The 21,741-nt window shown below is 62.7% G+C and carries 20 protein-coding genes; 15 read left to right on the top strand and 5 right to left on the bottom strand.

From position 1 onward, the window contains the following. Positions 1-8 precede the first annotated feature (8 nt). Complete coding sequence (gene tssK / locus DTP52_RS26525; RefSeq protein ID WP_109756011.1) at positions 9-1,340, bottom strand: type VI secretion system baseplate subunit TssK; 1,332 nt, start codon at positions 1,338-1,340, stop codon at positions 9-11. A gap of 52 nt (positions 1,341-1,392) precedes the next feature. After that, complete coding sequence (locus DTP52_RS26520; RefSeq protein WP_109756010.1) at positions 1,393-1,857, bottom strand: type VI secretion protein; 465 nt, start codon at positions 1,855-1,857, stop codon at positions 1,393-1,395. A gap of 224 nt (positions 1,858-2,081) precedes the next feature. Between DTP52_RS26520 and tssB the strand changes: the two genes are divergently transcribed. The 11 genes from tssB (at position 2,082) to DTP52_RS26455 (ending at position 14,582) form a co-directional block, all read left to right on the top strand. Further along, the gene (gene tssB, locus DTP52_RS26510; RefSeq protein WP_109756008.1) at positions 2,082-2,642 is read left to right on the top strand and encodes a type VI secretion system contractile sheath small subunit; all 561 of its coding nucleotides are present in this window, start codon (positions 2,082-2,084) and stop codon (positions 2,640-2,642) included. Positions 2,643-2,672: 30 nt separating this feature from the next. Next, positions 2,673-4,154 carry a type VI secretion system contractile sheath large subunit gene (gene tssC, locus DTP52_RS26505; RefSeq protein WP_109756007.1) on the top strand — a complete coding sequence of 494 codons (1,482 nt, stop codon included), beginning with the start codon at positions 2,673-2,675 and terminating at the stop codon, positions 4,152-4,154. 230 nt (positions 4,155-4,384) lie between these two features. Beyond that, a complete protein-coding gene (locus tag DTP52_RS26495; protein ID WP_109756006.1) occupies positions 4,385-4,882 on the top strand; it encodes an Hcp family type VI secretion system effector in 498 nt (165 codons plus the stop codon). 13 nt (positions 4,883-4,895) lie between these two features. After that, positions 4,896-5,339: a type VI secretion system baseplate subunit TssE gene (gene tssE, locus DTP52_RS26490; protein ID WP_109756005.1), complete on the top strand. Its 444-nt coding sequence runs from the start codon at positions 4,896-4,898 to the stop codon at positions 5,337-5,339. Then, positions 5,323-7,113 carry a type VI secretion system baseplate subunit TssF gene (gene tssF / locus DTP52_RS26485; protein WP_109756004.1) on the top strand — a complete coding sequence of 597 codons (1,791 nt, stop codon included), beginning with the start codon at positions 5,323-5,325 and terminating at the stop codon, positions 7,111-7,113. The genes tssE and tssF overlap by 17 nt, the downstream gene beginning before the upstream one ends. Then, positions 7,077-8,102 carry a type VI secretion system baseplate subunit TssG gene (tssG, locus tag DTP52_RS26480; protein WP_109756003.1) on the top strand — a complete coding sequence of 342 codons (1,026 nt, stop codon included), beginning with the start codon at positions 7,077-7,079 and terminating at the stop codon, positions 8,100-8,102. The genes tssF and tssG overlap by 37 nt, the downstream gene beginning before the upstream one ends. Position 8,103: 1 nt before the next feature. Beyond that, positions 8,104-10,647, top strand: a complete 2,544-nt coding sequence (gene tssH / locus DTP52_RS26475; RefSeq protein WP_109756002.1) for a type VI secretion system ATPase TssH — start codon at positions 8,104-8,106, stop codon at positions 10,645-10,647. A 41-nt stretch (positions 10,648-10,688) separates the two neighbouring features. After that, a complete protein-coding gene (locus tag DTP52_RS31100; RefSeq protein ID WP_146206887.1) occupies positions 10,689-11,330 on the top strand; it encodes a hypothetical protein in 642 nt (213 codons plus the stop codon). Between the two features lie 72 nt (positions 11,331-11,402). Next, positions 11,403-11,984 (top strand): hypothetical protein, encoded by a 582-nt coding sequence (locus tag DTP52_RS26465; protein WP_109756000.1) that lies wholly within the window; start codon positions 11,403-11,405, stop codon positions 11,982-11,984. Between the two features lie 32 nt (positions 11,985-12,016). Beyond that, on the top strand, positions 12,017-14,026 hold the full coding sequence (gene tssI, locus DTP52_RS26460; protein WP_109755999.1) for a type VI secretion system tip protein VgrG: 2,010 nt from the start codon (positions 12,017-12,019) through the stop codon (positions 14,024-14,026). Positions 14,027-14,039: 13 nt separating this feature from the next. Next, positions 14,040-14,582: a toxin-antitoxin system YwqK family antitoxin gene (locus tag DTP52_RS26455; protein ID WP_109755998.1), complete on the top strand. Its 543-nt coding sequence runs from the start codon at positions 14,040-14,042 to the stop codon at positions 14,580-14,582. Between the two features lie 148 nt (positions 14,583-14,730). Here the strand turns inward: DTP52_RS26455 and DTP52_RS26450 are convergent, their stop codons facing one another. Next, positions 14,731-15,126, bottom strand: a complete 396-nt coding sequence (locus DTP52_RS26450) for a DUF4280 domain-containing protein (protein ID WP_109755997.1) — start codon at positions 15,124-15,126, stop codon at positions 14,731-14,733. Between the two features lie 186 nt (positions 15,127-15,312). On the opposite strand from DTP52_RS26450, the gene DTP52_RS26445 reads away from it, so the two are divergent. The 3 genes from DTP52_RS26445 (at position 15,313) to DTP52_RS26430 (ending at position 18,522) form a co-directional block, all read left to right on the top strand. Then, positions 15,313-16,380: a phosphotransferase family protein gene (locus DTP52_RS26445; RefSeq protein ID WP_109755996.1), complete on the top strand. Its 1,068-nt coding sequence runs from the start codon at positions 15,313-15,315 to the stop codon at positions 16,378-16,380. A gap of 24 nt (positions 16,381-16,404) precedes the next feature. Continuing rightward, positions 16,405-17,172: an SDR family oxidoreductase gene (locus tag DTP52_RS26440; RefSeq protein ID WP_003180553.1), complete on the top strand. Its 768-nt coding sequence runs from the start codon at positions 16,405-16,407 to the stop codon at positions 17,170-17,172. A 234-nt stretch (positions 17,173-17,406) separates the two neighbouring features. Continuing rightward, a complete protein-coding gene (locus tag DTP52_RS26430) occupies positions 17,407-18,522 on the top strand; it encodes a Gfo/Idh/MocA family protein (RefSeq protein ID WP_109755995.1) in 1,116 nt (371 codons plus the stop codon). A gap of 45 nt (positions 18,523-18,567) precedes the next feature. On the opposite strand, the gene DTP52_RS26425 is transcribed toward DTP52_RS26430, so the two are convergent. Together DTP52_RS26425 and DTP52_RS26420 are read right to left on the bottom strand one after the other, a co-directional pair. Next, positions 18,568-20,016, bottom strand: coding sequence for an FAD/NAD(P)-binding protein (locus tag DTP52_RS26425; RefSeq protein WP_109755994.1), 1,449 nt, complete (start codon positions 20,014-20,016; stop codon positions 18,568-18,570). Positions 20,017-20,033: 17 nt separating this feature from the next. Next, positions 20,034-20,597 (bottom strand): helix-turn-helix domain-containing protein, encoded by a 564-nt coding sequence (locus tag DTP52_RS26420; protein ID WP_109755993.1) that lies wholly within the window; start codon positions 20,595-20,597, stop codon positions 20,034-20,036. On the opposite strand from DTP52_RS26420, the gene DTP52_RS26415 reads away from it, so the two are divergent. Beyond that, the gene (locus DTP52_RS26415) at positions 20,592-21,617 is read left to right on the top strand and encodes a DMT family transporter (protein WP_109755992.1); all 1,026 of its coding nucleotides are present in this window, start codon (positions 20,592-20,594) and stop codon (positions 21,615-21,617) included. The genes DTP52_RS26420 and DTP52_RS26415 overlap by 6 nt on opposite strands. Positions 21,618-21,741 lie beyond the last annotated feature (124 nt).

The raw sequence follows: 21,741 nt of genomic DNA, 5'->3' as shown, positions 1-21,741 counted from the left end.
TTTTGCGATCAGGCACCTTCACCGGCTTGCGCCACGAACAACACCACTTGCCACGGGCTGCTGGCCTGGGCCGACGCCGGCGCCACGATGTGCAACGGCAACTGCCCGTCGAACCATTGCCCGCTGGCGGCCACCACGAACAACCGGGTGTCATCGCCCACGCTGTAGGCCACCTGTTCGTTGCGACTCATGGCCTGATGGGGCAAGCCACTCATGCGCTGGCGGCTCAACAACGGCACGTGCGGCGCGGACGCGATGATCGCCCCACGCAGCCACTCGGCTGCGGCCTGCTCACTGGCCCCGTTGGGCATGCGCAAACCGATCACCAGGCGTTGGTTCGGCTGATCGTCGGGCAACTGGATCGAGAACACCTGCTCATTGCGCTCGAAGGCCAGGCTGCGATAGCCGGCGCGAACCAACTCCAGGGTATCTTCCAACCAGTCGAGCAGCGGCTCGTAGCCGCGCTGCAACTCCAGAAAATCCAGGGGTGCGAAGGCCGGCACGCCCGCCAGTGGATCGAGGGCCGACCAAGCACCGGCCAACCCCAGCAGCAAGCCATAGAGCGATTGCGAGGTCGCCACCCGGGTGTTCAGTGCGCCTTCGATTTCCGGCAACCGCGCCCACAACGCGGTCAATTGCCGGCGGATTTCCATGGCATCGTCCTGGTTCCCGGCGGCCTGGGCCTGACGCAGCCGACCGGCGAGAAACAGGCACTTTTCCCGGGCCCGGGCACACAGCCCGGCGACGCGCCGACCGAGTTCCGACTCTGGCAGCAGCACGGGCGTGGGCGGCGTATAGGGCACCCGCAAAAAGCCACCACCCTCCTTGCGAATACGCAACAGCGGCAGGCAGATCGAATCGGCTTTGCTCAGTTGCGTGCACAGCCGTGGGTTCGGACGCCAGACAGTGATCGACTCAGGAAATTCGCCACTGGTGAGATCCGGCAACGCCTCGCCGACCACCGATTGCAACCGGCCCTTGAGCGGCAGCAATTGCCCGGCACGCCAGAGCGGGCTGATGGCCAGGTAGACGGTCACGGTGGCGTCGTCGGTCTTGTTGACCGCCTCGCCGATGTCCAGCTCCAGGGTCGGCCCGACGCCGGCCTGCAGGTTGACCGGCAAGCCATCCGGCAAGGTGCCTTGCAGTTGCAACAGTCGTACCTGGCCGGCGCTGAGAGCCGAAGGGTCGACTTCCAATTGGCTGACACCCCAGAACCAGGGATTGCAGGCTCCGGCGAAATGCGCGGCCAAGGCCTCGGCACGCAGCCCTTGTAATTGAAAATGCTGGGGCAGTAACTGCATGCCCTCATGCCAACACACCGCGTCAGGTAACAGACTCATACGACTCCCTTCGACATCCCAATGTCGCCGCCCGTGGCGGCCCGCGGTTTACTCAAGGCTGACTGTCACCCTGCTGGCCGTCATTCACGAGGGTCATCTCGCGACTGTCGAACTTCAGCCAGGCCTTGTGCTGATCGTCCAGCCGAAGCCGGTGGGCTCCGGGAGTGTTATAGCTGGCGAAGACCAAAAGTCCAGCGGCGCGCCGGCCCTCCAGCGGGAAGGGTTGGCGATCGATGAATTGCCCTGGAACCAGCTCCAGCCCCCATACCGACATGAGTTGACGATAGTCGCGCTGGAACTGTTCGCGCTCGGCGAACCACTGGCTGGCGGTGATACCCGATAGCTGCTTGAGCAGGTCCGGGTCGTTCACGGCGATGAAATCCACCGCGATCGGCGTGTCGTCATTGGCACGGGGCGCGACGTCCAGGGTCAGGCTGTCCAGGTCGACACTGGGGGCAAAAAGCGAGCACCCGGTGAGCGCCAGGCTCAAAAAAAATCCGCAAAAAAAACCACGCAAAATGAATCTTCCTTTTCTCGGCGGTCAAAAATTGTTTTTGCTTGCTTTTTTATAGACCTGTTCTAGCGTCTTGGATAGTTCGACCCACAGGGTTGAATGGACCAGGTTCGTCAAGGGAATGACAGGTTTTCTGCCGCCCATTTGCAACCTGCGGATCAGCAAGGGAATGCGATGAGCGGGCCTCCCGATGCATTGCTCCCCCACATGCATCGGAGTCGGCCGCCATGGCAGAAAGTACCCAGCACAAGCTCGACAGAGTCCGTCCTCCCCGCGTCCAGATCACCTATGACGTGGAAATCGGCAACGCCATTGAGAAAAAAGAATTGCCACTGGTGGTCGGCATTCTGGCCGACCTTTCGGGCAAGCCACTGGAGCCGCTGCCCAAGCTCAACGAGCGGCGCTTCACGGAAATCGATCGGGATAATTTCAACGAGGTACTCGCTTCCATCTCCCCCCGCGCCACGCTCCAGGTGAACAACACCCTCAGCGGCGACGACAGCAAGCTCAACATCGAACTCAACTTCCGTCACATCGATGACTTCGACCCGGTCAAGGTCGTGGAGCAGGTCACGCCGCTGCGCCGGCTGTTCGAAGCTCGTCAACGCCTGCGGGACCTGTTGACCAAGCTCGATGGCAACGACGACCTCGACAAGCTGCTGCGCGACGTGATCGCCAACACCGAAGGCCTGCAAGAGATCAAGTCGGCGCGGCCCCAGGATGCAGCGCAAGAGCTGCCGACGGTGGCCGCCAACGATGACCCGGCCCCGACCGAACCACAGGCCTGATCGTGCTCATCATTCAAGGGAGATAAAGCCATGCCCGCTTCATCCAGCGCTCAAACCAGCGAGAGCACGACCCAGACCCTGTCCCTGCTCGACAAGATCATCGCCGAAGGCCGCATGGCCCACGACGACAGCCAGCAGGACTACGCCCGCGACATGCTCGCTGAATTTGCTACCCAGGTCCTCGACGAAGGCATGGCCATCGACAAGGACACCGTGGCGATGATCAACGACCGCATCAGCCAGATCGATCAGTTGATCAGCGCCCAGCTCAACGAAGTGCTGCACCACCCCGACCTGCAAAAACTCGAGGCCTCCTGGCGCGGCCTGCACCTGCTGGTGCAAAACACCGAAACCAGCACCCGGCTCAAATTGCGCCTGCTCAACGTCACCCAGAAAGAACTGCAGAACGACCTGGAAAAAGCCGTCGAATTCGACCAGAGCGCGCTGTTCAAGAAAATCTACGAGGAAGAATACGGCACCTTCGGCGGACATCCGTTCAGCCTGCTGGTGGGCGACTACACCTTTGGCCGCCACCCCCAGGACATCGGCCTGCTGGAAAAACTGTCGAACGTCGCCGCGGCGGCGCACGCACCGTTCATTGCCGCCGCCAGCCCGCGCTTGTTCGACATGACCAGCTTCACCGAACTGGCGATACCCAGGGATCTGTCGAAGATTTTCGAGAGCCAGGAACTGATCAAATGGCGCGCCTTCCGTGAAAGCGAAGACTCGCGCTACGTATCCCTGGTGCTGCCACATTTCCTGCTGCGCCTGCCCTATGGTCCGGACACCTTGCCGGTGGAGGGCATCAACTACGTCGAAGACGTCAACGGTACCGACCACAGCAAATACCTGTGGGGCAACGCCGCTTGGGCGCTATCGCAACGCATCACCGAAGCCTTCGCCAAATATGGCTGGTGCGCGGCGATTCGCGGGGCCGAGGGCGGCGGCGCGGTCGAAGGCCTGCCCGCCCATACCTTCCGTACCAGTTCCGGGGACCTGTCGCTCAAGTGCCCGACCGAAGTGGCGATCACCGACCGCCGCGAAAAAGAACTCAACGACCTGGGCTTCATCGCCCTGTGCCACAAGAAAAACAGCGATGTGGCGGTGTTCTTCGGCGGCCAGACCACCAACAAGGCCAAGCTCTACAACACCAACGAGGCCAACGCCAACGCGCGGATCTCGGCGATGTTGCCGTATGTCCTCGCGGCCTCGCGTTTCGCCCATTACCTGAAGGTGATCATGCGCGACAAGGTCGGCAGCTTCATGACCCGCGATAACGTGCAGACCTACCTCAACAACTGGATCGCCGACTACGTGCTGATCAACGACAACGCGCCGCAAGAGATCAAGGCGCAATACCCGTTGCGCGAAGCGCGAGTGGACGTGACGGAAGTGGCAGGCAAACCGGGGGCCTACAAGGCCACGGTATTCCTGCGGCCGCACTTCCAGCTTGAGGAACTGACCGCCTCGATCCGCCTGGTGGCGACCCTGCCGCCACCAGTGGCTGCCTGACCACGGTGTGGCTGTGTGGCTGGAGCTTTTTGTGGCGAGGGAGCTTGCTCCCGCTGGACTGCCCGGCAGTCCCAAAAAACAGGGCCGCTTCGCGCCCCAGCGGGAGCAAGCTCCCTCGCCACAAAAGCTCCTTCGCCACAAAAAGCTCTAGCCACAGCAGTTCCCTGGCCACAGGTTAATTCATCGGTATCGGGCACTACCTCATTCGTCTTCTTCAGGAGTTCCACACAATGGATGCAATCATTCTCGACCTCGGCGGCGACATCAAGGGCGACAGCCTGCTGGAGGGTTTCACGGACAAGATCGAGGTCATGTCCTACAGCCACAACGTGGCGATGCAGGTCACCAATGACGTCAGCAACTCGGAGCGCACCTCCGGCCGGCCCCACATCGGCGAGTTCACCCTGACCAAATTCATCGACAGCTCCACCCCTTCCCTCAACGAGTATTGCTGCGCCGGCAAGCCGATCCCACAAGCTGTCATCACCATTGGCCGCAACGCCGCCGAGGGCAGCGGCAAACTCATGCCGTTCATCATCTACACCCTGACCAACGTGGTGCTGTCCAACGTCAGCGTCAGCGGCGGCACCGGCGGTAAACCGGTGGAAACCCTGTCGCTGAACTTCACCAAGATCAAATGGGAGCTCACCGCGCAGAAAGACGACGGCACCAAGGAAGGCACGGCGGGCACGACCTGGGACCTGGCCGCCAACAAAATGACCAAGTAAGGAAGCGCCGCCCATGGCTGGCTTCGGGCTACGCCCGCCCCTGTTCGAACGCCTGGCCAGCCAGGCGGATGATACCCCTCGGGCGTTCGACCGACAGGCGTTGCAAGACTCGGTTCATGCCGAATTGTCGCGCCTGTTCAACACCCGGCGCGGCCCGCGGGCGCTGACCGAACCACCGAGCATCCTCGACTACGGCATCGCCGACTGGACTGCGCTGCAACAGCAGCGCAGCGATGACAGGCGTCAACTGACCCGGGAAATCCGCCAGGCCATCACCCATTTCGAACCTCGCCTGCGCCTGGGCGAGGTCGAGGTCTGCCCGGTGCCGGGCCATCCGCAGCAATTGTGCATACGGCTGTCGGGCGAGCTGCGCGGCGACCTGCACGCCTGGCCCGTGGCATTTGTCATCGAGCACGCCGGCGACGGCCTTGAGGTACGACATGAGCGACTCGATTGACCCGCAACTGCTGGACTATTACCAGCGCGAACTGACCTGGTTGCGGCATGCCGGGAGCCTGTTCGCCGAGCGTTACCCAAAAGTCGCCCGGCGCCTGGAACTGTCTCCTGGCGAATGCCCCGACCCGCACGTCGAGCGCCTGCTGGAAGGTTTTGCGCTACTGGCCGCGCGCTTGCAACGCCGGCTCGATGACGACTACGCCGAATTCAGCGACGCCCTGCTCGAACAACTGTACCCATTGGCCATGCGCCCCTTGCCGTCGTGCGCCATCGTGCAGTTCGAACCCGACCCGAGCAAAGGCAATTTGAACGAGGGCTACCCGCTGCCCCGCGACACACCGTTGTTCGTCACCACGGACAAGGGCCAGAGCATTCATTTTCGCACCACCGCCGCCGTGCATTTGTGGCCGGTGGAAGTCAGCGAGGCGTTGTTGCTGGGCAGCGACGAGGCCCAGGCGCTGACTGGGGTGGTCCAGGCCCGCTCGGCCTTGCGCCTGGAGCTGCGGTGCCTGGGCGAAAGCCAGTGGTCGACGCTGGGAATCGACTCGCTGCGGGTGCACCTGGCGGCATCACCGATCATCAACGCCGTCCTGTACGACCTGCTTGGCGCCCATGCCATCAAAGTCCTGGCCGGCGCTCCGGGTAGCGTGCCGGAACCACTGGCCGGCTTGCCGCAGATCGTCGGCTTCGCCAGCGACCAGGTCTTGCTGCCGGACGAGGATGGCGTACATCCAGGCATGCGCCTGTTGGCCGAGTATTTTGCCTTCCCGGATAAATTCGGTTTCTTCGACCTGCCACTGGCCGGCGCCATCAGCGACAGCCCGTCCCTGTACCTGTACATCGTTTTCGACCGACCTCCCCCCAGCCGCTTGCCAATCCAGGCCAGCGACATCGCCCTGGGCTGCACGCCGGTGATCAATCTGTTTCCCCGGACTTCCGAGCCGCTGCGCCCGGATGGCACCCGCAGCGAGTACCGGCTGGTGGCCGACAGTCATCGGGAAAACAGCGTCGAGATCTACAGCATCCGTGGCATGCGCGCCATGTCCAGCCAGGGCGTGCGCAAGGTACCGGCCTACTATGGTAGCCAGCATGGCAGCGACCAGTCCCTTTACTGGCATGCGCGCCGGGTCAGCGGCATGAGCCCGAACCGACTGGGCAGCGACTTGATGGTGAGCCTGGTGGACACCCACTTCGACCCGCAAGCCGAGACACGCGACTACAGCCTCACCGCCGAACTGCTGTGCACCAACCGTCACCTGGCCCAAAGCCTTCCGGCTGGCACGCCGCTGGGTTTCGAGCGACCGGGGCCGGTGGCCTGGGCCCGCTTGCGCAACCCACCCAGCCCACAGAGCCTGCCACGCCTGGACGGTGAGTCGCGCTGGCGGCTGGTGTCGCAATTGACCCTCAACCATTTGTCACTGGTCGAAGGCCCCCAAGCACTGGATGCACTGCGCGAGATTCTCCAATTGCACAACCTGCGGGATGAAGCCAGCGCCCATCGTCAGATCGAAGGGGTATTGGGTTTGGGCTGCGACCGGGTCATCGCCCATGTCGGCGAAGACGCCTGGCGCGGCTGGCGCAATGGGCTGGAGGTGCGCCTGCAGTTGGATCCGCAACACTTTGTCGGCAGCAGCGCCGTGCTGTTCTCCGGGGTACTGGCGCAGTTCTTTTCCCTTTACGCCACCGCCAATCGCTTTGTGCGCACCGTGCTGGTCCAGTCCGACAAGGAGGTGAAGACATGGCAACCCCAAGCCGGCAAGCCCCTGGTGCTCTGAACCTGAGCCAGCGCCTGCGGCGCGACCCGCAACGCTTCGAATGGCTCCAGGCCTTGCTGTTGCTCGAACGTGAACATCCCCAGGCCGAACCCCTGGGCAGCGGCACCGCGCCCCATGCCGAGGCGTTGCGTCTGCGCGGGCCATTGACGCCGTTGTTCGCCGCCAGTGAAGTACAAAGCCTGGGCCAGGAACCGGGCCTGCCGCCAACCCTGACCACGCCGATCTTCGGCCTCGGTGGCCCGGACGGCCCGCTGCCCTACGCCTACCAGGAATGGCTGCAACAACGGGCACGGGCGAAAGATCATGCCCCGGCGGAATTCCTCGACCTGTTCCAGCATCGACTGCTCAGCCTGCTTTACAAGGTGATGCGCAAGCATCGCATCGCCCTGGGTTTCACGGCCCCCGGCGCATCCGCCGTACACGCGCAACTACGGGCGTTGACCGGCCTGCTGCCCAAGGCCTTGCAGGAGCGCCAGGCCGCACCCGACTCGGCGGTACTGGCCTGCACCGCGCTGTATGCCGATGGCCGGCGCTCACTGGCCGGGTTCGCGGCGATTGTCCGTGAGCAGTTCGCGCTACCGGTGGAACTGAGCGCCTACGAAGGTGGCTGGCGTGAAATCCCCCCGGCCAGTCGCAGCCGCTTGCAGCCAGGCGGTCGCAACCTGTGTCTGGGCCGCAACGCGGTGGCCGGCACCCGCGTCTGGGACGAGCATGCCGGCGTGCGTCTGACCCTTGGCCCGCTGAGCACGACCCAGGCCAGCGGATTGCTGCCCAACGGCGAGACTCATCCGCTACTCGCCAGCCTTTACGCCCTGTATTTCGGCCCCGACCTGGATTGCACCCTGGTGCTGCTGATCCGTGGCGCCGGCCCCCTGCAACTGGAGCGCCAGGCAGCGCCACGGCTGAACTGGAACGGTGGCCTGCAGCGCCAACCGAGCCTGGCCGTGCAACGGATCGAAACCCGCCTTCGTCAGCCGGAGATCGCCTGAAATGGAACTGGCCAGCCTGATCGGACGGCTCAACCCGGACAACCGTCGCGCCCTGGAACGGGCCGCGCAACGTTGCATGCAACGCAGCCATCATTACGTGGAAATCGAACACCTGCTGCTGGAGTTACTCGACATCGAGGGTGGCGACTTCGCCTGTCTGCTGCCGCGCTTCGGCCTGGAGCGTGATGCGGTGGCGGCGGAAACCAACAAGGCCCTGGACCTGTTCAAATCCGGCAGCACCCGTACACCCGCCCTGTCGGCACAAACCATTGGCCTGCTGGAAGACGCCGTGGTCGAGGCCAGCGTACTGGGCCTGGACAGCATCCGCTCCGGGCTGTTGCTGCTGGCGCTGCTGGACCGCGATGAGCGTCGCAGCCTGCTGCTCAACAGCGCCTCGTCGCTACTGCGTATTCCTCGGGACGCCCTGCGCGCCCATCTATTGGAATGGACCGAAAGCTCCCGCGAGCACGTCGGTGGCGTGCGCCCGGCCAAACCCGGCGAGGCACCACAGAAACAGGACCCGGTCCTCGACCAGTACACTCAGGACCTGACCGCCGACGCCCGGGCCGGACGCATCGACCCCATCGTCGGCCGCGACGGCGAGATCCGCCAGTGCATCGATATACTGCTGCGCCGTCGGCAAAACAACCCGATCCTGGTGGGCGCGCCGGGCGTGGGCAAGACCGCCGTGGTGGAAGGCCTGGCCCTGCGCATCGCCGCCGGGGATGTGCCGCCGTCGTTGCAGGAGGTCACCCTGCGCGTACTGGACCTGGGCCTGTTGCAGGCCGGCGCGGGTGTCAAAGGCGAGTTCGAACAACGCCTCAAAGGCGTGATCGACGCAGTCCGCAGCGCCGAAAAACCCATCATCCTGTTCATCGACGAAGCCCACACCCTGATCGGTGCCGGTGGTGCGGAAGGCGGCAGCGACGCGGCCAACCTGCTCAAACCGGCCCTGGCCCGGGGCGAACTGCGCACCCTGGCCGCCACTACGTGGCTGGAGTACAAAAAATACTTCGAGAAAGACCCGGCCCTCGCGCGCCGCTTCCAACTGGTGCAAGTCGAGGAACCGGACGAGCTCACCGCAGTGGAAATGCTCCGTGGCGTGGCGAGCAAACTGGAACAGCACCACGGCGTGCAGGTGCTGGACGCGGCCATCCACGAGGCGGTGAAACTGTCCCACCGCTACATCTCCGGGCGCCAGTTGCCGGACAAAGCCATCAGCGTGCTCGACACCGCCTGCGCCCGGGTCGCCCTCGGCCAGCACGACGTGCCGCCGCCCCTGGAAAGCCTGCGCCACCGGCAGAACAGCCTCAAGGATGAAGTCGAACGCCTGCGCCGGGAACAGGCCACCGGGCTGGATCACCGCGAACGCATCACGCTGCTCGAAGGTGAATCGACCAGCAATGTGCAAGCCATCCGCGAGCTGGAAACCCGTTGGGGCGAAGAGCGTGAAGCGGTGCGCGAACTGCTCGACACTCGGCGCGAATTGCTCGCCCTGAGCGAACGCGCCGACAGCGAAAACCCCGACACCGAGATCGATAATCGCATCGATCATCTGGCCGCCGAGCTGCTGCGCCTGGAAGCCGGCCTCGATGCCATTCGCCAGGACGATCCGTTGGTGCCGGAACAGGTGGACGGCAAGACAGTCGCCGCCGTGATCGCCGGTTGGACCGGCATTCCGGTGGGCAAGATGCTCGCCGACGAAGCCCACGCCGTGCGCACCCTCGGCCAGCGCATGGGCCAGCGGGTCATGGGCCAGGGCACCGCGCTGAACACCATCGCCCAACGCCTGCAAGCCTACCGCGCTGGCCTCACCGACCCGCAGAAACCGGTCGGCGTGTTCCTGCTGGTGGGCCCCACTGGCGTGGGCAAGACCGAAACCGCCTATGCCCTGGCCGACGCTTTGTATGGCGGCGAACGCAACCTGATCAGCATCAACCTCTCGGAATATCAGGAAGCCCACACCGTCAGCCAACTCAAGGGCGCCCCGCCCGGCTACGTCGGCTATGGCAGCGGTGGCGTACTCACCGAAGCGGTGCGGCGCAAACCCTATTCGGTGGTGCTGCTGGATGAAATCGAAAAGGCCCACCCGGACGTGCTCGAAGCGTTCTACAACGTCTTCGACAAAGGCCTGATGGAAGACGGCACTGGCCTGGTGGTGGACTTCAAGAACACCGTGATGCTCGCCACCAGCAACGTCGGCGCCGAACTGCTGCTGGACACACCGGCCGCGCAACTGGGCACCGACGCCTTCAACGAAGCCTTGCACAAAGTGCTGCTGCAAGCGTTTCGCCCGGCGTTCCTGGCGCGCATGACGGTGGTGGCGTATCGACCGCTGGATGAAGCGACGCTGGAGGGGATTGTCCTGGCGAAGCTGGAAAAACTGCGTGGGCGCTACAAGGCTGCGACCGGTAAGCAATTCGAGTTCGATGCCGGAATCGTCAAGGCGGTACTGGCCAAGTGCAGCGCGGCGGGCGCCAGGGATGTCGAAAATGTGCTGATGACGCAGGTAACGGGAAAGTTGGCGGAGTGGGTGTTGGAATGATGCTGCATGCCAAAAATTAACAGAGGCGACGGGAGCAGAGCGTGGGTAAATTCCTTTTTGGTGGTTCATCGGGTCAGACAAAAAAGCTGGAGCCGCGCTGGACAGACAATACCGTTCATAATGAAGTAAAAAAACTGGTTACCAACGGAGAATTTGTCGAGACGGAAGATCTCAGCACGTTTGCTTCCGACGATGGCTGGAGGACAACGGTCATGATTGATCTGGTTTCGCGACTCAATCCAATATCAGGTGGAAAATACTATCCGGGACATGCGGGCTTGATACTTTGGCATACCTCAGGGCCTATTCCACAGTTTTACTCAGTCGGAATTTTGATGGAGGGCGAACTGGATCCTGAGGGCGTATTGACGACAGAGCTAAGCACATCGAAAACGCTGGACTTGTGGTTCTTCACAAAAAAAGTCAGCAAAACAAATATCGATAAAATGATCAACAGGATCACGACTCTTTCTTCAAAGAAACTGAAATATAAAGAGTTTGATGGAAATCGCTATAACAACTCTTACAACTGCCACACCATAGTCGACGACATCTTGAATGCGGGAGGCCTGTCAGGCTGGACCGGACGACCTTGGAGCTGGCTTACGCCTTGGGCGTACAGCTTATCCTTCGGCGTCACCGGTTGGCATTCGAGTGTCATGTTCAACACAAAAAACCTTTGAATCATCAGCCCCCGCGGCTGGGGGTGCGCTTGGCCTCGGATCTCTGAAAGGGCTGTTCGAAAGGAGATTTTCATGACGGAAGTGCATAAAGTGGGTCGTTACTCTGGCGGCAATATTGCAATGACTGGGGCAAACCCTTTATATGCCTCATGGCTGGCGGCCAATCAGGCTACTAACGGCGGCACCATTCCCGACTTGGCCAGTATCTGTCACGAATCCTCCTCCAATCGCCGGGCCCTGGCTGGTTCGGGAGCATCCCATGGAACCTGCTTCGCGCTAATCGAACATTTCGATGCCGCTCGAGGTCTGCTGATCTACAAGTTCGGCGATAGCGCGTTGAAACTGGACTTGCTTGGAAACTACACCACGACAACCAAAAAAGTAGTCACGACACTGCGCGGGCACGCGGAAATCAGCGCGTTGGTCCAGGCGATAAATAGCGTCACGCTTCCCGACGGTGATTACAGTAATTTCGTTACCCGCATTTATATCGAACTGAGTCCCTGTCAGCTCTGTGGTCCGCAATTGGCGCCCTATATCGGAAATTCGGTGTTGATGTACAGCTACACCTATGGAAACGATAGCGAGATGGGCGGATGGGTCAGTGATAACCAGGCAGCGATCCATTCAAAAGGTGGAACATTCAAATGGTAAGCGTGACCTCAACTTTTATCTGAGGATATTCGATGCCCCGCTCTACCGACAGCAACACCACTCTCTCCCTCACCGCCACATCCCTGTCGGCGTTGTACCCGGATTCACTGTCCGGCGAAGAACGCCTCAACGCCCTGGGTTCGCACATCCTCAACGGCATCAACGACGGCACCTCGCTGGACCTCACCACGGCCGTCGCCAGCCACGTGACCACCACGCTGCACAAGGACGCCTTGCTGCGTCCGCTGGATTGGCTGGTGGCTGAAATCCGCCAGCTCCCCGCCGACGCCACCGCCGAGCGCTACCAACTATTGCTCCGTCCGTGGCTCTGGTGGCTGAGCCTTGCCAGCAACAACCGCGTGTTCCAGAACCTCGCCACCTCGGACATCGTCACCACGGTTTTCAAGGCCCATGGTTTCACCGACTTCCAGCTCAAACTCACCGGTAGCTACACCCCGCGCGAATATTGCGTGCAATACGGCGAAACCGATCTGGCCTTCGTCTCGCGCCTGATGGAAGAGGACGGGATCTTCTGGTTCTTCACCCATGAAGACGGCACACACACGCTAGTGCTAGCCGACAGCAACGACGCTTTCGCGCCCATTCCCAATGGACCGACGGTGAATTATCTCGGGCAAAAACTGGGTGAGCGGGAACTGCATGGCATCCGCAGCGGGCAAGTGTGCCTGCAAGCGGTGAGCGGGGTTTACCAGGCCACCGATTACGAATTCACTACGCCGACGACATCGCTATACAGCCAGGCCGAAGCCGTGGCCGGACCAAGCTCGATGTACGAACATCCGGGCGGCTATACCGCCAAGGCCCAGGGCGATGCCCTGACCAAGTTGCGGGTGGACGGTCTGCGCAGCCAGGAGAAGCGTTTTGTCGGCGAAAGCGACTGCCGCTGGCTGGTGCCGGGATATTGGTTCACCCTCGCCGGCCACGAAGACACGACGCTGAATATCGATTGGGTGGTGACCTCGGTCAGCCACGAAGCCAGCCACGACAGCTATCGCAATCGCTTCGAAGCGATCCCCAAGGCCACGGTTTATCGACCGGCCCGCATCACGCCAAAACCACGCATGCACACCCAGACGGCACTGGTGGTGGGCAAGGCCGGCGAAGAGATCTGGACCGATGAATACGGCCGGATCAAGTTGCAGTTCCCCTGGGACCGCACCGGCAAGAACGACGAAACCTCATCCTGCTGGGTACGGGTGGTGTTGCCCTGGAGCGGCAAGGGCTTCGGCATGCAGTTCGTACCGCGGATCGGCCAGGAGGTCATCGTCACGTTCATCGACGGCGATCCCGACCGTCCGCTGGTGACCGGTTGCGTCTACAACGGCGACAACGCCCTGCCCTATGCGTTGCCGGCGAACCAGACCCAGTCCGGGATCAAGACCAATTCGTCCAAGGGCGGCGGTGGTTTCAACGAGTTGCGTTTCGAAGACAAGAAGGACGCCGAGGAGGTGTTTCTCCAGGCCCAGAAAGACTTCAACATCAACGTGCTCAACGACACCACCGCCACGGTCGGCCATGACGAAACCCTCACGGTGCAGAACGCCCGCACCCGCACGGTCAAGGACGGCGACGAAACCGTTACCCTGGAAAAAGGCAAACGTAGCGTGACCATCCAGACCGGCAGCGACAGCCTCGACGTGAAAGACACCCGCACCGTCACCGTCGGCTCGGACCAGAACCACAGCACCGGCGGCAACTACACGCACAAGGTCACCGGCAACTACGACCTGACGGTGGACGGCAACCTGACCATCAAGGTCAGCGGCACCCTGACCCTGCAAAGCGGCGGCAGTTTCGCGATCAAGAGCGGCGCCGACCTGGCAGCCCAGGCCAGCACCTCCATCAGCCAGAAGGCTGGCACGGCCCTGAGCAACCAGGCCGGCACATCGTTGGAAAACAAGGCCGGCACCACCCTGACCAACGACGCTGGTATCAGCCTGGTGAACAAGGCCGCCGCCGAACAGACCGTGGATGGCGGCGGCATGCTGACGATCAAGGGTGGCTTGGTGAAGGTCAACTGACAGGAGCGCTCCAATGGCCTCGAAAAAACTCGACGTGGAGCGTGGCGACAGCCAACTGAGCGGGCAGTTGGTCGACGGCCGGCTCGACGGCTCGCTGCAGATTGAAGAGGCTCAGCGCCCCCAGGCAAAACTCAACTACAGCCAGGGTGAACTGCACGGTACCAGTACCCTGTATCACCCGAATGGAAGGGTCTCGGCGGTATTGCCGTTCGTGAAAGGTAAATTGCAGGGTGTAGCGAGCTTTTACGCCGCCGAAGGCGGGTTGCAGCGCCAGGCCACGTATCGCAATGGGTTACTGCACGGCGAGGCCAACAACTACTTCCCCGACGGGCAACTGGCCGAGGCCGAATTCTATCGCGACGGCGTACGCGACGGCCGCTATCGGCGCCTGCATCCCAACGGCAACCCGGCGGTCGAGGCCCGCTACCTCAACGGCCAACTGCTGGAACCGGCCCACGCCTACGCCGAAGACGGCCGACCGCTGGATGCCGAGGGCAAACCGATCTCCCGGGTGCGCTGGTGGTTCAGGCGCTGGAATGACCCGGCGCAGGCATAACTATTGTCTTCCCCTTTCCCCCCTGTGGGAGCGAGCCTGCTCGCGATGACGGCTTCACAGTCAATATCACCACCAACTGACCCACCGCAATCGCGAGCAGGCTCGCTCCCACAGGGGGATCGTCCATACCTTTTGGGGGGCGCACCCATCAGGGAATAAGCATCTGCACCTGCCCCGGCACGACGATCTTGATCACCCCGGCCCAGGTGCACATCAGGGTACTGTTGGCGTCGATGGCCGGCATGTTACCCAACAACAAGGTCGGTGCGCCGCCGGGGATCCACGGGGTCGCCGTGGCGGGAATGCACGGCATGGGGGTCAGCACACCCAATGCCGCAGCGGTCGCGGCAGCCACGGTCGGGTTGGCCAGGCTCTGGCACATGCCGAACGTGGTGATGTTCACCAGCGGGATGTGATCCATGATGTTCGCCGCTGGCATCCCGCCGGTCAGCAGGCGATTGACCGGCAGTACATTGAGCACCGCCGGGGCGACGCCGAAGCTGCATTGCAAGGTTGCGGTGCCACACACTTGCGGGCATCCCATCGCGATTGCTCCCTGAAAGCGACAGACCCCGTAAACCATAGCTCGCCCATCGCCCGCGTGCATCAGGCCCGCTGATTATCCTGCAACACGCTAACCTATAAGACCCTGGCGTGCTTGTGACGCCTCCCACGCGCCATTAGATTAGCCAATGATCGATGGCCTCCAAAATAAGCAGAAGGGATAAGCATGGCGTTTACTGATCAGTCCACCCGCGTGCGCGACGGTGAAGAACTCGATGCCAACCTGATCGACCCGTACCTCAAGGCCCACATTCCAGGCCTTACCGGCATGCCGCGGATCAGCCAGTTTCCCGGTGGCGCGTCGAACCTGACCTACCTGCTGGAATACCCCGAGCAGGAATTCGTCCTGCGCCGGCCGCCATTCGGCCACAAGGCCAAGTCCGCCCACGACATGGGCCGTGAGTTTCGCATCCTCAATCAGTTGCGCGAAGGCTTCCCGTACTGCCCCAAAGCCTACGTGCACTGCACCGACGAGTCGGTAATGGGCGCCGAGTTCTATGTAATGGAACGGGTCAAGGGCATCATCCTGCGCTCCGACCTGCCGCCGGAACTGGGTTTCGACGCCGCCCGCACCGAAGCGCTGTGCAAGAGCTTCATCGACCGACTCGTCGAACTGCACCGGGTCGACTACAACGCCTGCGGCCTGGCTGACCTGGGCAAGCCCGAAGGTTATGTGGCCCGGCAGATCCGTGGCTGGAGCGACCGCTACGAAAAAGCCCTGACCCCCGATGCGCCAAAGTGGGAAGCGGTCAAGACCTGGCTCAACGACAAGATGCCCGCCGACCATCCGACGTCGAGCATCGTCCACAACGACTATCGCTTCGACAACGTCATCCTCGACCCGGAAAACCCGATGCAGATCATTGGCGTGCTGGACTGGGAACTGACCACCATTGGCGATCCGTTGATGGACTTGGGCAACAGCCTCGCCTACTGGATCGAAGCCGACGACCCGGCGCCGGTGCAGTTGATGCGTCGCCAGCCCAGCCACGCCCCGGGCATGCTGACCCGCCGCGAGTTCGTCGATTACTACGCCGAGCGCGCCGGGATTCGCATCGACAACTTCGACTTCTACTACACCTACGGCCTGTTCCGCCTGGCCGGGATCGTCCAGCAGATCTACTACCGCTTCTTCCACGGCCAGACCCAGGACAAACGTTTCGCGCAGTTCGTTCAGATGAACAAGCTGCTGGAGCAGATGAGCCTGCAGGTCATCGGCAAATCCACGCTTTGAGCGCACCTATAACAAGGAAACAGCATGTCCAAGACTCAGTTGTTCGACCTCGACGGTAAAATCGCTTTCGTTTCCGGCGCCAGCCGTGGCATCGGCGAGGCCATCGCCAAACTGCTGGCCCAGCAAGGCGCCCACGTGATCGTGTCCAGCCGCAAGCTCGACGGTTGCCAGCATGTCGCCGACGCGATCATCGCCGCCGGCGGCAAGGCCACTGCCATCGCCTGCCACATCGGGGAAATGGAGCAGATCAGCCAGGTGTTCGCTGGCATCCGCGAGCAGTTCGGGCGCCTGGACATCCTGGTCAACAACGCCGCCACCAACCCGCAATTCTGCAATGTGCTGGACACCGATCTGGGGGCGTTCCAGAAAACCGTCGACGTGAACATTCGCGGCTATTTCTTCATGTCGGTGGAAGCCGGCAAGCTGATGCGCGAGAACGGTGGCGGCAGCATCATCAACGTGGCCTCGATCAACGGCATCTCGCCAGGGATTTTCCAGGGCATCTATTCAGTGACCAAGGCCGCCGTGATCAACATGACCAAGGTCTTCGCCAAGGAATGCGCGCAGTTCGGCATCCGCTGCAACGCCCTGCTGCCAGGCCTGACCGACACCAAGTTCGCCTCGGCGCTGGTGAAGAACGATGCGATCCTGAAAACCGCCCTGGCTCAAATCCCCCTCAAGCGCGTGGCCGACCCGAGCGAAATGGCCGGCGCGGTGTTGTACCTGGCCAGTGATGCGTCGAGCTACACCACGGGTGTGGCGTTGAATGTGGATGGGGGTTTCCTGTCCTGACGGCGAGCCCCATGGCAGACCTGTGAAATTCTCTGTGGGAGCGGGCTTGCTCGCGAATGCGGTGAGTCAGTCACAGTTGTATTAACTGATCCACCGCATTCGCGAGCAAGCCCGCTCCCACAAGGGAGATCTACAGCGACCACAAAATGAATATTTATTCCAAGATTTGCAATTAGAGAATATTTATTCCATAAATAGCCCTCCTGAAAACAACAATTCAAAGGGCTCTTTCTCATGCGTGAACTCGGCATCGGTCTGATTGGCACCGGCTTCATGGGCCGTGCCCATGCCTTGGCTTTCCACAATGCCAAGGCAGTCTTTAACCTCCCCCTGAACCTGACACTGGCGGCCCTGGCCGACGCCGACCCGCAGCGCGCCCGGCAATGCGCCCAAAGCTGGGGGTTTGCGACGGCCCACAGTGACTGGCAGCAACTGATCGACGACCCGAAGGTCAACCTGATCGCCATCACCACACCCAACCACCTGCACTTCCCCATGGCCATGGCGGCGCTGGCAGCGGGCAAGCCGGTCTATTGTGAGAAGCCCCTGGCAGTGTCCCTGGAGCAGGCCGAGCAGATGCAGCAGGCGGCCAAGGCCGCCGGCGTGGTGACGCGGGTCGGCTACAACTATCAGCACAACCCGATCATCCAACTGGCGCGAGACATGATCCAGCGCGGGGAACTGGGGCAGATCATCAGTTTCCAGGGCGAATTCAGCGAAGACTTCATGGCCGACCCGACCTCGCCATGGTCATGGCGCTGCGAAGCCGCCCACGCCGGTGGCGCACTGGCCGACCTGGGCAGTCATTTGCTGGCCATGGCCCGGTACCTGTTGGGCGATGTCGAAGCGGTGTGCGCCGACAGCCAGACCGTGCACAGCCAGCGTCCCGCCAGCGCCAGCAATGCCGAACAACGCGCCATCGCGGTGGACGACCAGGTCCACGCCCTGCTGCGTTTCACCAACGGCGCCCGAGGCACGGTGAGCAGCAGTTGGCTCAAGCATGGCTACAAGAACCACCTGAGCTTCGAGATCAGCGGCACCCTCGGCACGCTGGCGTTCGATCAGGAACGGCTCAATGAACTGCGCCTGTGCCGCGTCGGTCATGCAGGTTTCCAGCGGCTGCTGGCTGGTCCGGATTTACCGGGGTATGCCGCGTTCAGTCCGGCGGCCGGGCATCAGTTGGGGTACAACGAATTGAAGACGCTGGAGGTGCAGGAACTGGTCATGGCCCTCGCAGACCAGGGTGGCAGCGGCACCGACTTTGCAGAAGCCTGGGAAGTGGAGCGGCTGGCGGCGGCGATTCGTGTGGCGGCGCGGGAGCAGCGGTGGGTGAAAATCAGCGAGCTGTGACCGCTCTTTTGCCGCACCTTGTAACCCTCGCCACAGGAGAGCTGTTCAGTTTCGATGTTGGGTTTGCAATTCAGCCAAGCGCGCGGCCAGCGCCTTGGCCTGGCTCGCCACGTCGGTCACCGCGGTGCTTTCCCACCACATCCCGCGCAACGGCGGCCCCATGGCGAACAGGCGCTCGGCAGGCTCGCCTTGGGCGTCCAGCACCGTCCCGTCAGGCCGGGCGGCGATACCCAGGGCCAATGGGCCCGGCTGGATCAGGCCTCGGGCCAGCAACTGCTGCGGCAACGGTCGCGCCACCCGGCGCCAGTCATATTCGATACCACTGGAATTGATCAGCGCCGCGCCCTGCACCACCGTCAGCCCAACCTCACCCCGCCGACGGATGTGAATAGCCAGCGCCCCCTCGGCAGTGGAAGCCAAGCCCTTGAACGACGCCGCGTGGATCCGCAACCGCCCTTCTTCGTGCAGACGGGCCACCAGCTCGGCGCTCAACGGTGGCGAACGATGGTGATGGCTCTCCCACCAGGGCCGTACATGCCGGACGAACTGCCGGCGCTGCACATCGCTGGCCTGGTTCCACAATCGCCCGATGTGCGCGCGCACCGTATCCAGCGGCGCCTGCCAATCGATGCCTTGGGCCCGGGCTTGACGGCATTGCTCGCGCAGTGCCCGCATCAGTTGGCGTGGCGAACGCAGGCTGTGATCCTCGGCGAGGAAATCCACCCAGGCCGGCGGTTGGCGGCGTACATGGGGCAGCAGGCCATGGCGGGAAAACACTTCGATCGGGCCACGATGGCCGGCCTGTTCCAGCGACACGACGGCATCGACCATGGTCAGCCCCGAGCCGATGATCAGCACTGTGGACTGCGGATCAAGCTGACGCATCGCCGTCACATCCCAAGGGTCCAGGGCCGCGGCGTTCAAGCCGCTGGATTGGGTTTGCGGGGTCCGCGCCGCGGGGAACATGCCGGTGGCCAGCACGGCGAAACGGCCACGCAGGACCTGGCCGTCACCCAGCGTCAGCACCACGGCATCGTCGACAAGCCGCAGGTCAACAGCCTCCCCGCGCACATGTTCAGCCGTCGAACCATTTTGCGCACCCAACGCACGGGCCTCGGCCAGACGTTGCTGCACATAGAGACCAAACATCCCCCGGGGTGGGAACAAGTCGCTGATCGGCACGTGCTGCTGATCCGACTCGGGCCAGCCGCCGGCCTCGATGAACGCGGTGAGCCATTGGGTCAGGTCATCGGCGTTGTCCGGATCGACGCTCATGCGCGCCGCGTTGCCGTTCAGGGTGTGGCCAAGTTCCACCGCGCTGTAGGCCTCGCCCCGGCCCAGTTCGCTGCGCGGTTCGACAATCAGCACCTCGCGCCGGCCCGGCAGGCGCAGCAACTGCGCGGCCAGCATGGCGCCGCTCAAGCCGCCGCCGATGATCAGGATATCGGCTTCGCGGATGAGCCCGCTGCCCTGTCGCTCCAGCGCTGTGTCCATACCGCCCTCCCCAGGCATCAAATCACCACGTTGCGTACGAATCTCGCCGCCACCGGGCCATCGTTGCGATAGGCATGGGGCTGGTTGCTGGCGAACATGAAAAACTCACCGGCGCCAATCCGGCGCTCGTCGCTGCCCAGCAGCAAGGTCAGGCTGCCCTCGAACACATAGAGCTGTTCGCTCCAGCCGTCGGCGTCGGGTTCGGAAGAATAATGCTCGCCGGGCTCCAGGCGCCATTCCCAGAGTTCGACCTCACGGCTGGCGGTGGCCTTGGCGAGCAATACGGCTTTGCTGCCAGCGATGGTACCGGCCCAGGCCAATTCGTTGATGCGACTCGGGTCGCGCGCATCGGGGGCCTGGATCAAGTCGCTGAAGGCCACGTCGAGGGCTTCGGCGACACGGTCAAGGGTGGTCAGGCTGACATTCTTTTCGCCGGCCTCAATGGCCACCAGCATGCGCCGGCTGACCCCGGACAATTCCGCCAGCGCGGTCTGGCTGAGCTGTGCGGCGTGCCGCAGGCGGCGGACGTTCTGGCTGACGTGTTGCAGGACGGATGCCCGCTGAGCGCTTTCTTTGTGCACTATATTGCTCATCTGCTGGGGTTGCGCATTATACTGCCCACCTTCTTCGGGCGCATTGTGCGTCCGCCTCAAGTGGCGCGCAAGGTCATGGCATCGGTGAACTCTCCTCAAGCTTCCTCCCGTTTCTCAAGGTTCAGCAAGGCCGAATGCGTGCTGGTGCTGATCACCATGATCTGGGGCGGGACGTTCCTGTTGGTGCAGCATGCCATGACCGTCAGCGGACCGATGTTTTTCGTCGGCCTGCGCTTTGCCGCCGCAGCCGCATTCGTTGCGCTGTTCTCCTGGCGCCACCTGCGCGACTTGACCCTGTTCGAACTCAAGGCCGGCTGTTTCATCGGCGTGGCGATCATGCTCGGCTACGGTTTGCAGACCGTCGGCCTACAGACCATTCCCAGCAGCCAATCGGCCTTCATCACTGCGCTGTACGTGCCATTCGTGCCTTTGTTGCAATGGCTGGTGCTGGGCCGTCGCCCTGGCCTGATGCCCAGCATCGGCATCATGCTGGCGTTCACCGGGCTGATGCTGGTGTCAGGTCCGGCGGGCGCGTCGCTGAATTTCAGCGCTGGCGAAATCGCCACGCTGATCAGCGCCATCGCGATTGCCGCCGAGATCATCCTGATCAGCGCCTATGCCGGCCAGGTCGATGTGCGCCGGGTGACCGTGGTGCAACTGGCAAGCACGGCGGTGCTGGCATTCCTGATGGTGGTGCCGACCCAGGAAACCATCCCGGATTTCTCCTGGCTGCTGTTGGTCAGTGCCGTGGGCCTGGGGGCCGCCAGCGCAGCGATCCAGGTGGCGATGAACTGGGCGCAGAAAAGTGTCTCGCCCACCCGCGCCACGCTGATCTATGCCGGCGAGCCGGTGTGGGCCGGCATCGCCGGGCGCCTGGCCGGTGAGCGGCTGCCAGCGATCGCGTTGTTCGGCGCGGCGCTGATCGTGGCGGCGGTGATTGTCAGTGAGTTAAAGACTCGGAGCAAAGATGTCGTCGAGGTGGATGAAGCACTCGAACGCGAGCAGTGAGGCCGGTCACCTGCAATGGTGATTGACCCTGTGGCGAGGGAGCTTGCTCCCGCTGGAGCGCGCAGCGGTCCTAAATCAGTTGACTCGATCTTCCTGGCACACCGAGTCGGCTGGTTTGGGGGGC

This window comes from Pseudomonas sp. 43mfcvi1.1 (assembly GCF_900115935.1).
Classification (GTDB): domain Bacteria; phylum Pseudomonadota; class Gammaproteobacteria; order Pseudomonadales; family Pseudomonadaceae; genus Aquipseudomonas; species Aquipseudomonas bijieensis.
The sequence above is the reverse complement of the archived record's forward strand: the minus strand, read 5'-3'. Positions and strand labels throughout refer to the sequence as shown.

Coding starts and splice junctions, on each gene's coding strand:
- tssK (WP_109756011.1), bottom strand. CDS start 1,340: ATGAGTCTGTTACCTGACGCGGTGTGTTGGCATGAGGGCATGCAGTTA.
- tssB (WP_109756008.1), top strand. CDS start 2,082: ATGGCAGAAAGTACCCAGCACAAGCTCGACAGAGTCCGTCCTCCCCGC.
- tssC (WP_109756007.1), top strand. CDS start 2,673: ATGCCCGCTTCATCCAGCGCTCAAACCAGCGAGAGCACGACCCAGACC.
- DTP52_RS26495 (WP_109756006.1), top strand. CDS start 4,385: ATGGATGCAATCATTCTCGACCTCGGCGGCGACATCAAGGGCGACAGC.
- tssE (WP_109756005.1), top strand. CDS start 4,896: ATGGCTGGCTTCGGGCTACGCCCGCCCCTGTTCGAACGCCTGGCCAGC.
- tssF (WP_109756004.1), top strand. CDS start 5,323: ATGAGCGACTCGATTGACCCGCAACTGCTGGACTATTACCAGCGCGAA.
- tssG (WP_109756003.1), top strand. CDS start 7,077: ATGGCAACCCCAAGCCGGCAAGCCCCTGGTGCTCTGAACCTGAGCCAG.
- tssH (WP_109756002.1), top strand. CDS start 8,104: ATGGAACTGGCCAGCCTGATCGGACGGCTCAACCCGGACAACCGTCGC.
- DTP52_RS26465 (WP_109756000.1), top strand. CDS start 11,403: ATGACGGAAGTGCATAAAGTGGGTCGTTACTCTGGCGGCAATATTGCA.
- tssI (WP_109755999.1), top strand. CDS start 12,017: ATGCCCCGCTCTACCGACAGCAACACCACTCTCTCCCTCACCGCCACA.
- DTP52_RS26455 (WP_109755998.1), top strand. CDS start 14,040: ATGGCCTCGAAAAAACTCGACGTGGAGCGTGGCGACAGCCAACTGAGC.
- DTP52_RS26450 (WP_109755997.1), bottom strand. CDS start 15,126: ATGGGATGCCCGCAAGTGTGTGGCACCGCAACCTTGCAATGCAGCTTC.
- DTP52_RS26445 (WP_109755996.1), top strand. CDS start 15,313: ATGGCGTTTACTGATCAGTCCACCCGCGTGCGCGACGGTGAAGAACTC.
- DTP52_RS26440 (WP_003180553.1), top strand. CDS start 16,405: ATGTCCAAGACTCAGTTGTTCGACCTCGACGGTAAAATCGCTTTCGTT.
- DTP52_RS26430 (WP_109755995.1), top strand. CDS start 17,407: ATGCGTGAACTCGGCATCGGTCTGATTGGCACCGGCTTCATGGGCCGT.
- DTP52_RS26425 (WP_109755994.1), bottom strand. CDS start 20,016: ATGGACACAGCGCTGGAGCGACAGGGCAGCGGGCTCATCCGCGAAGCC.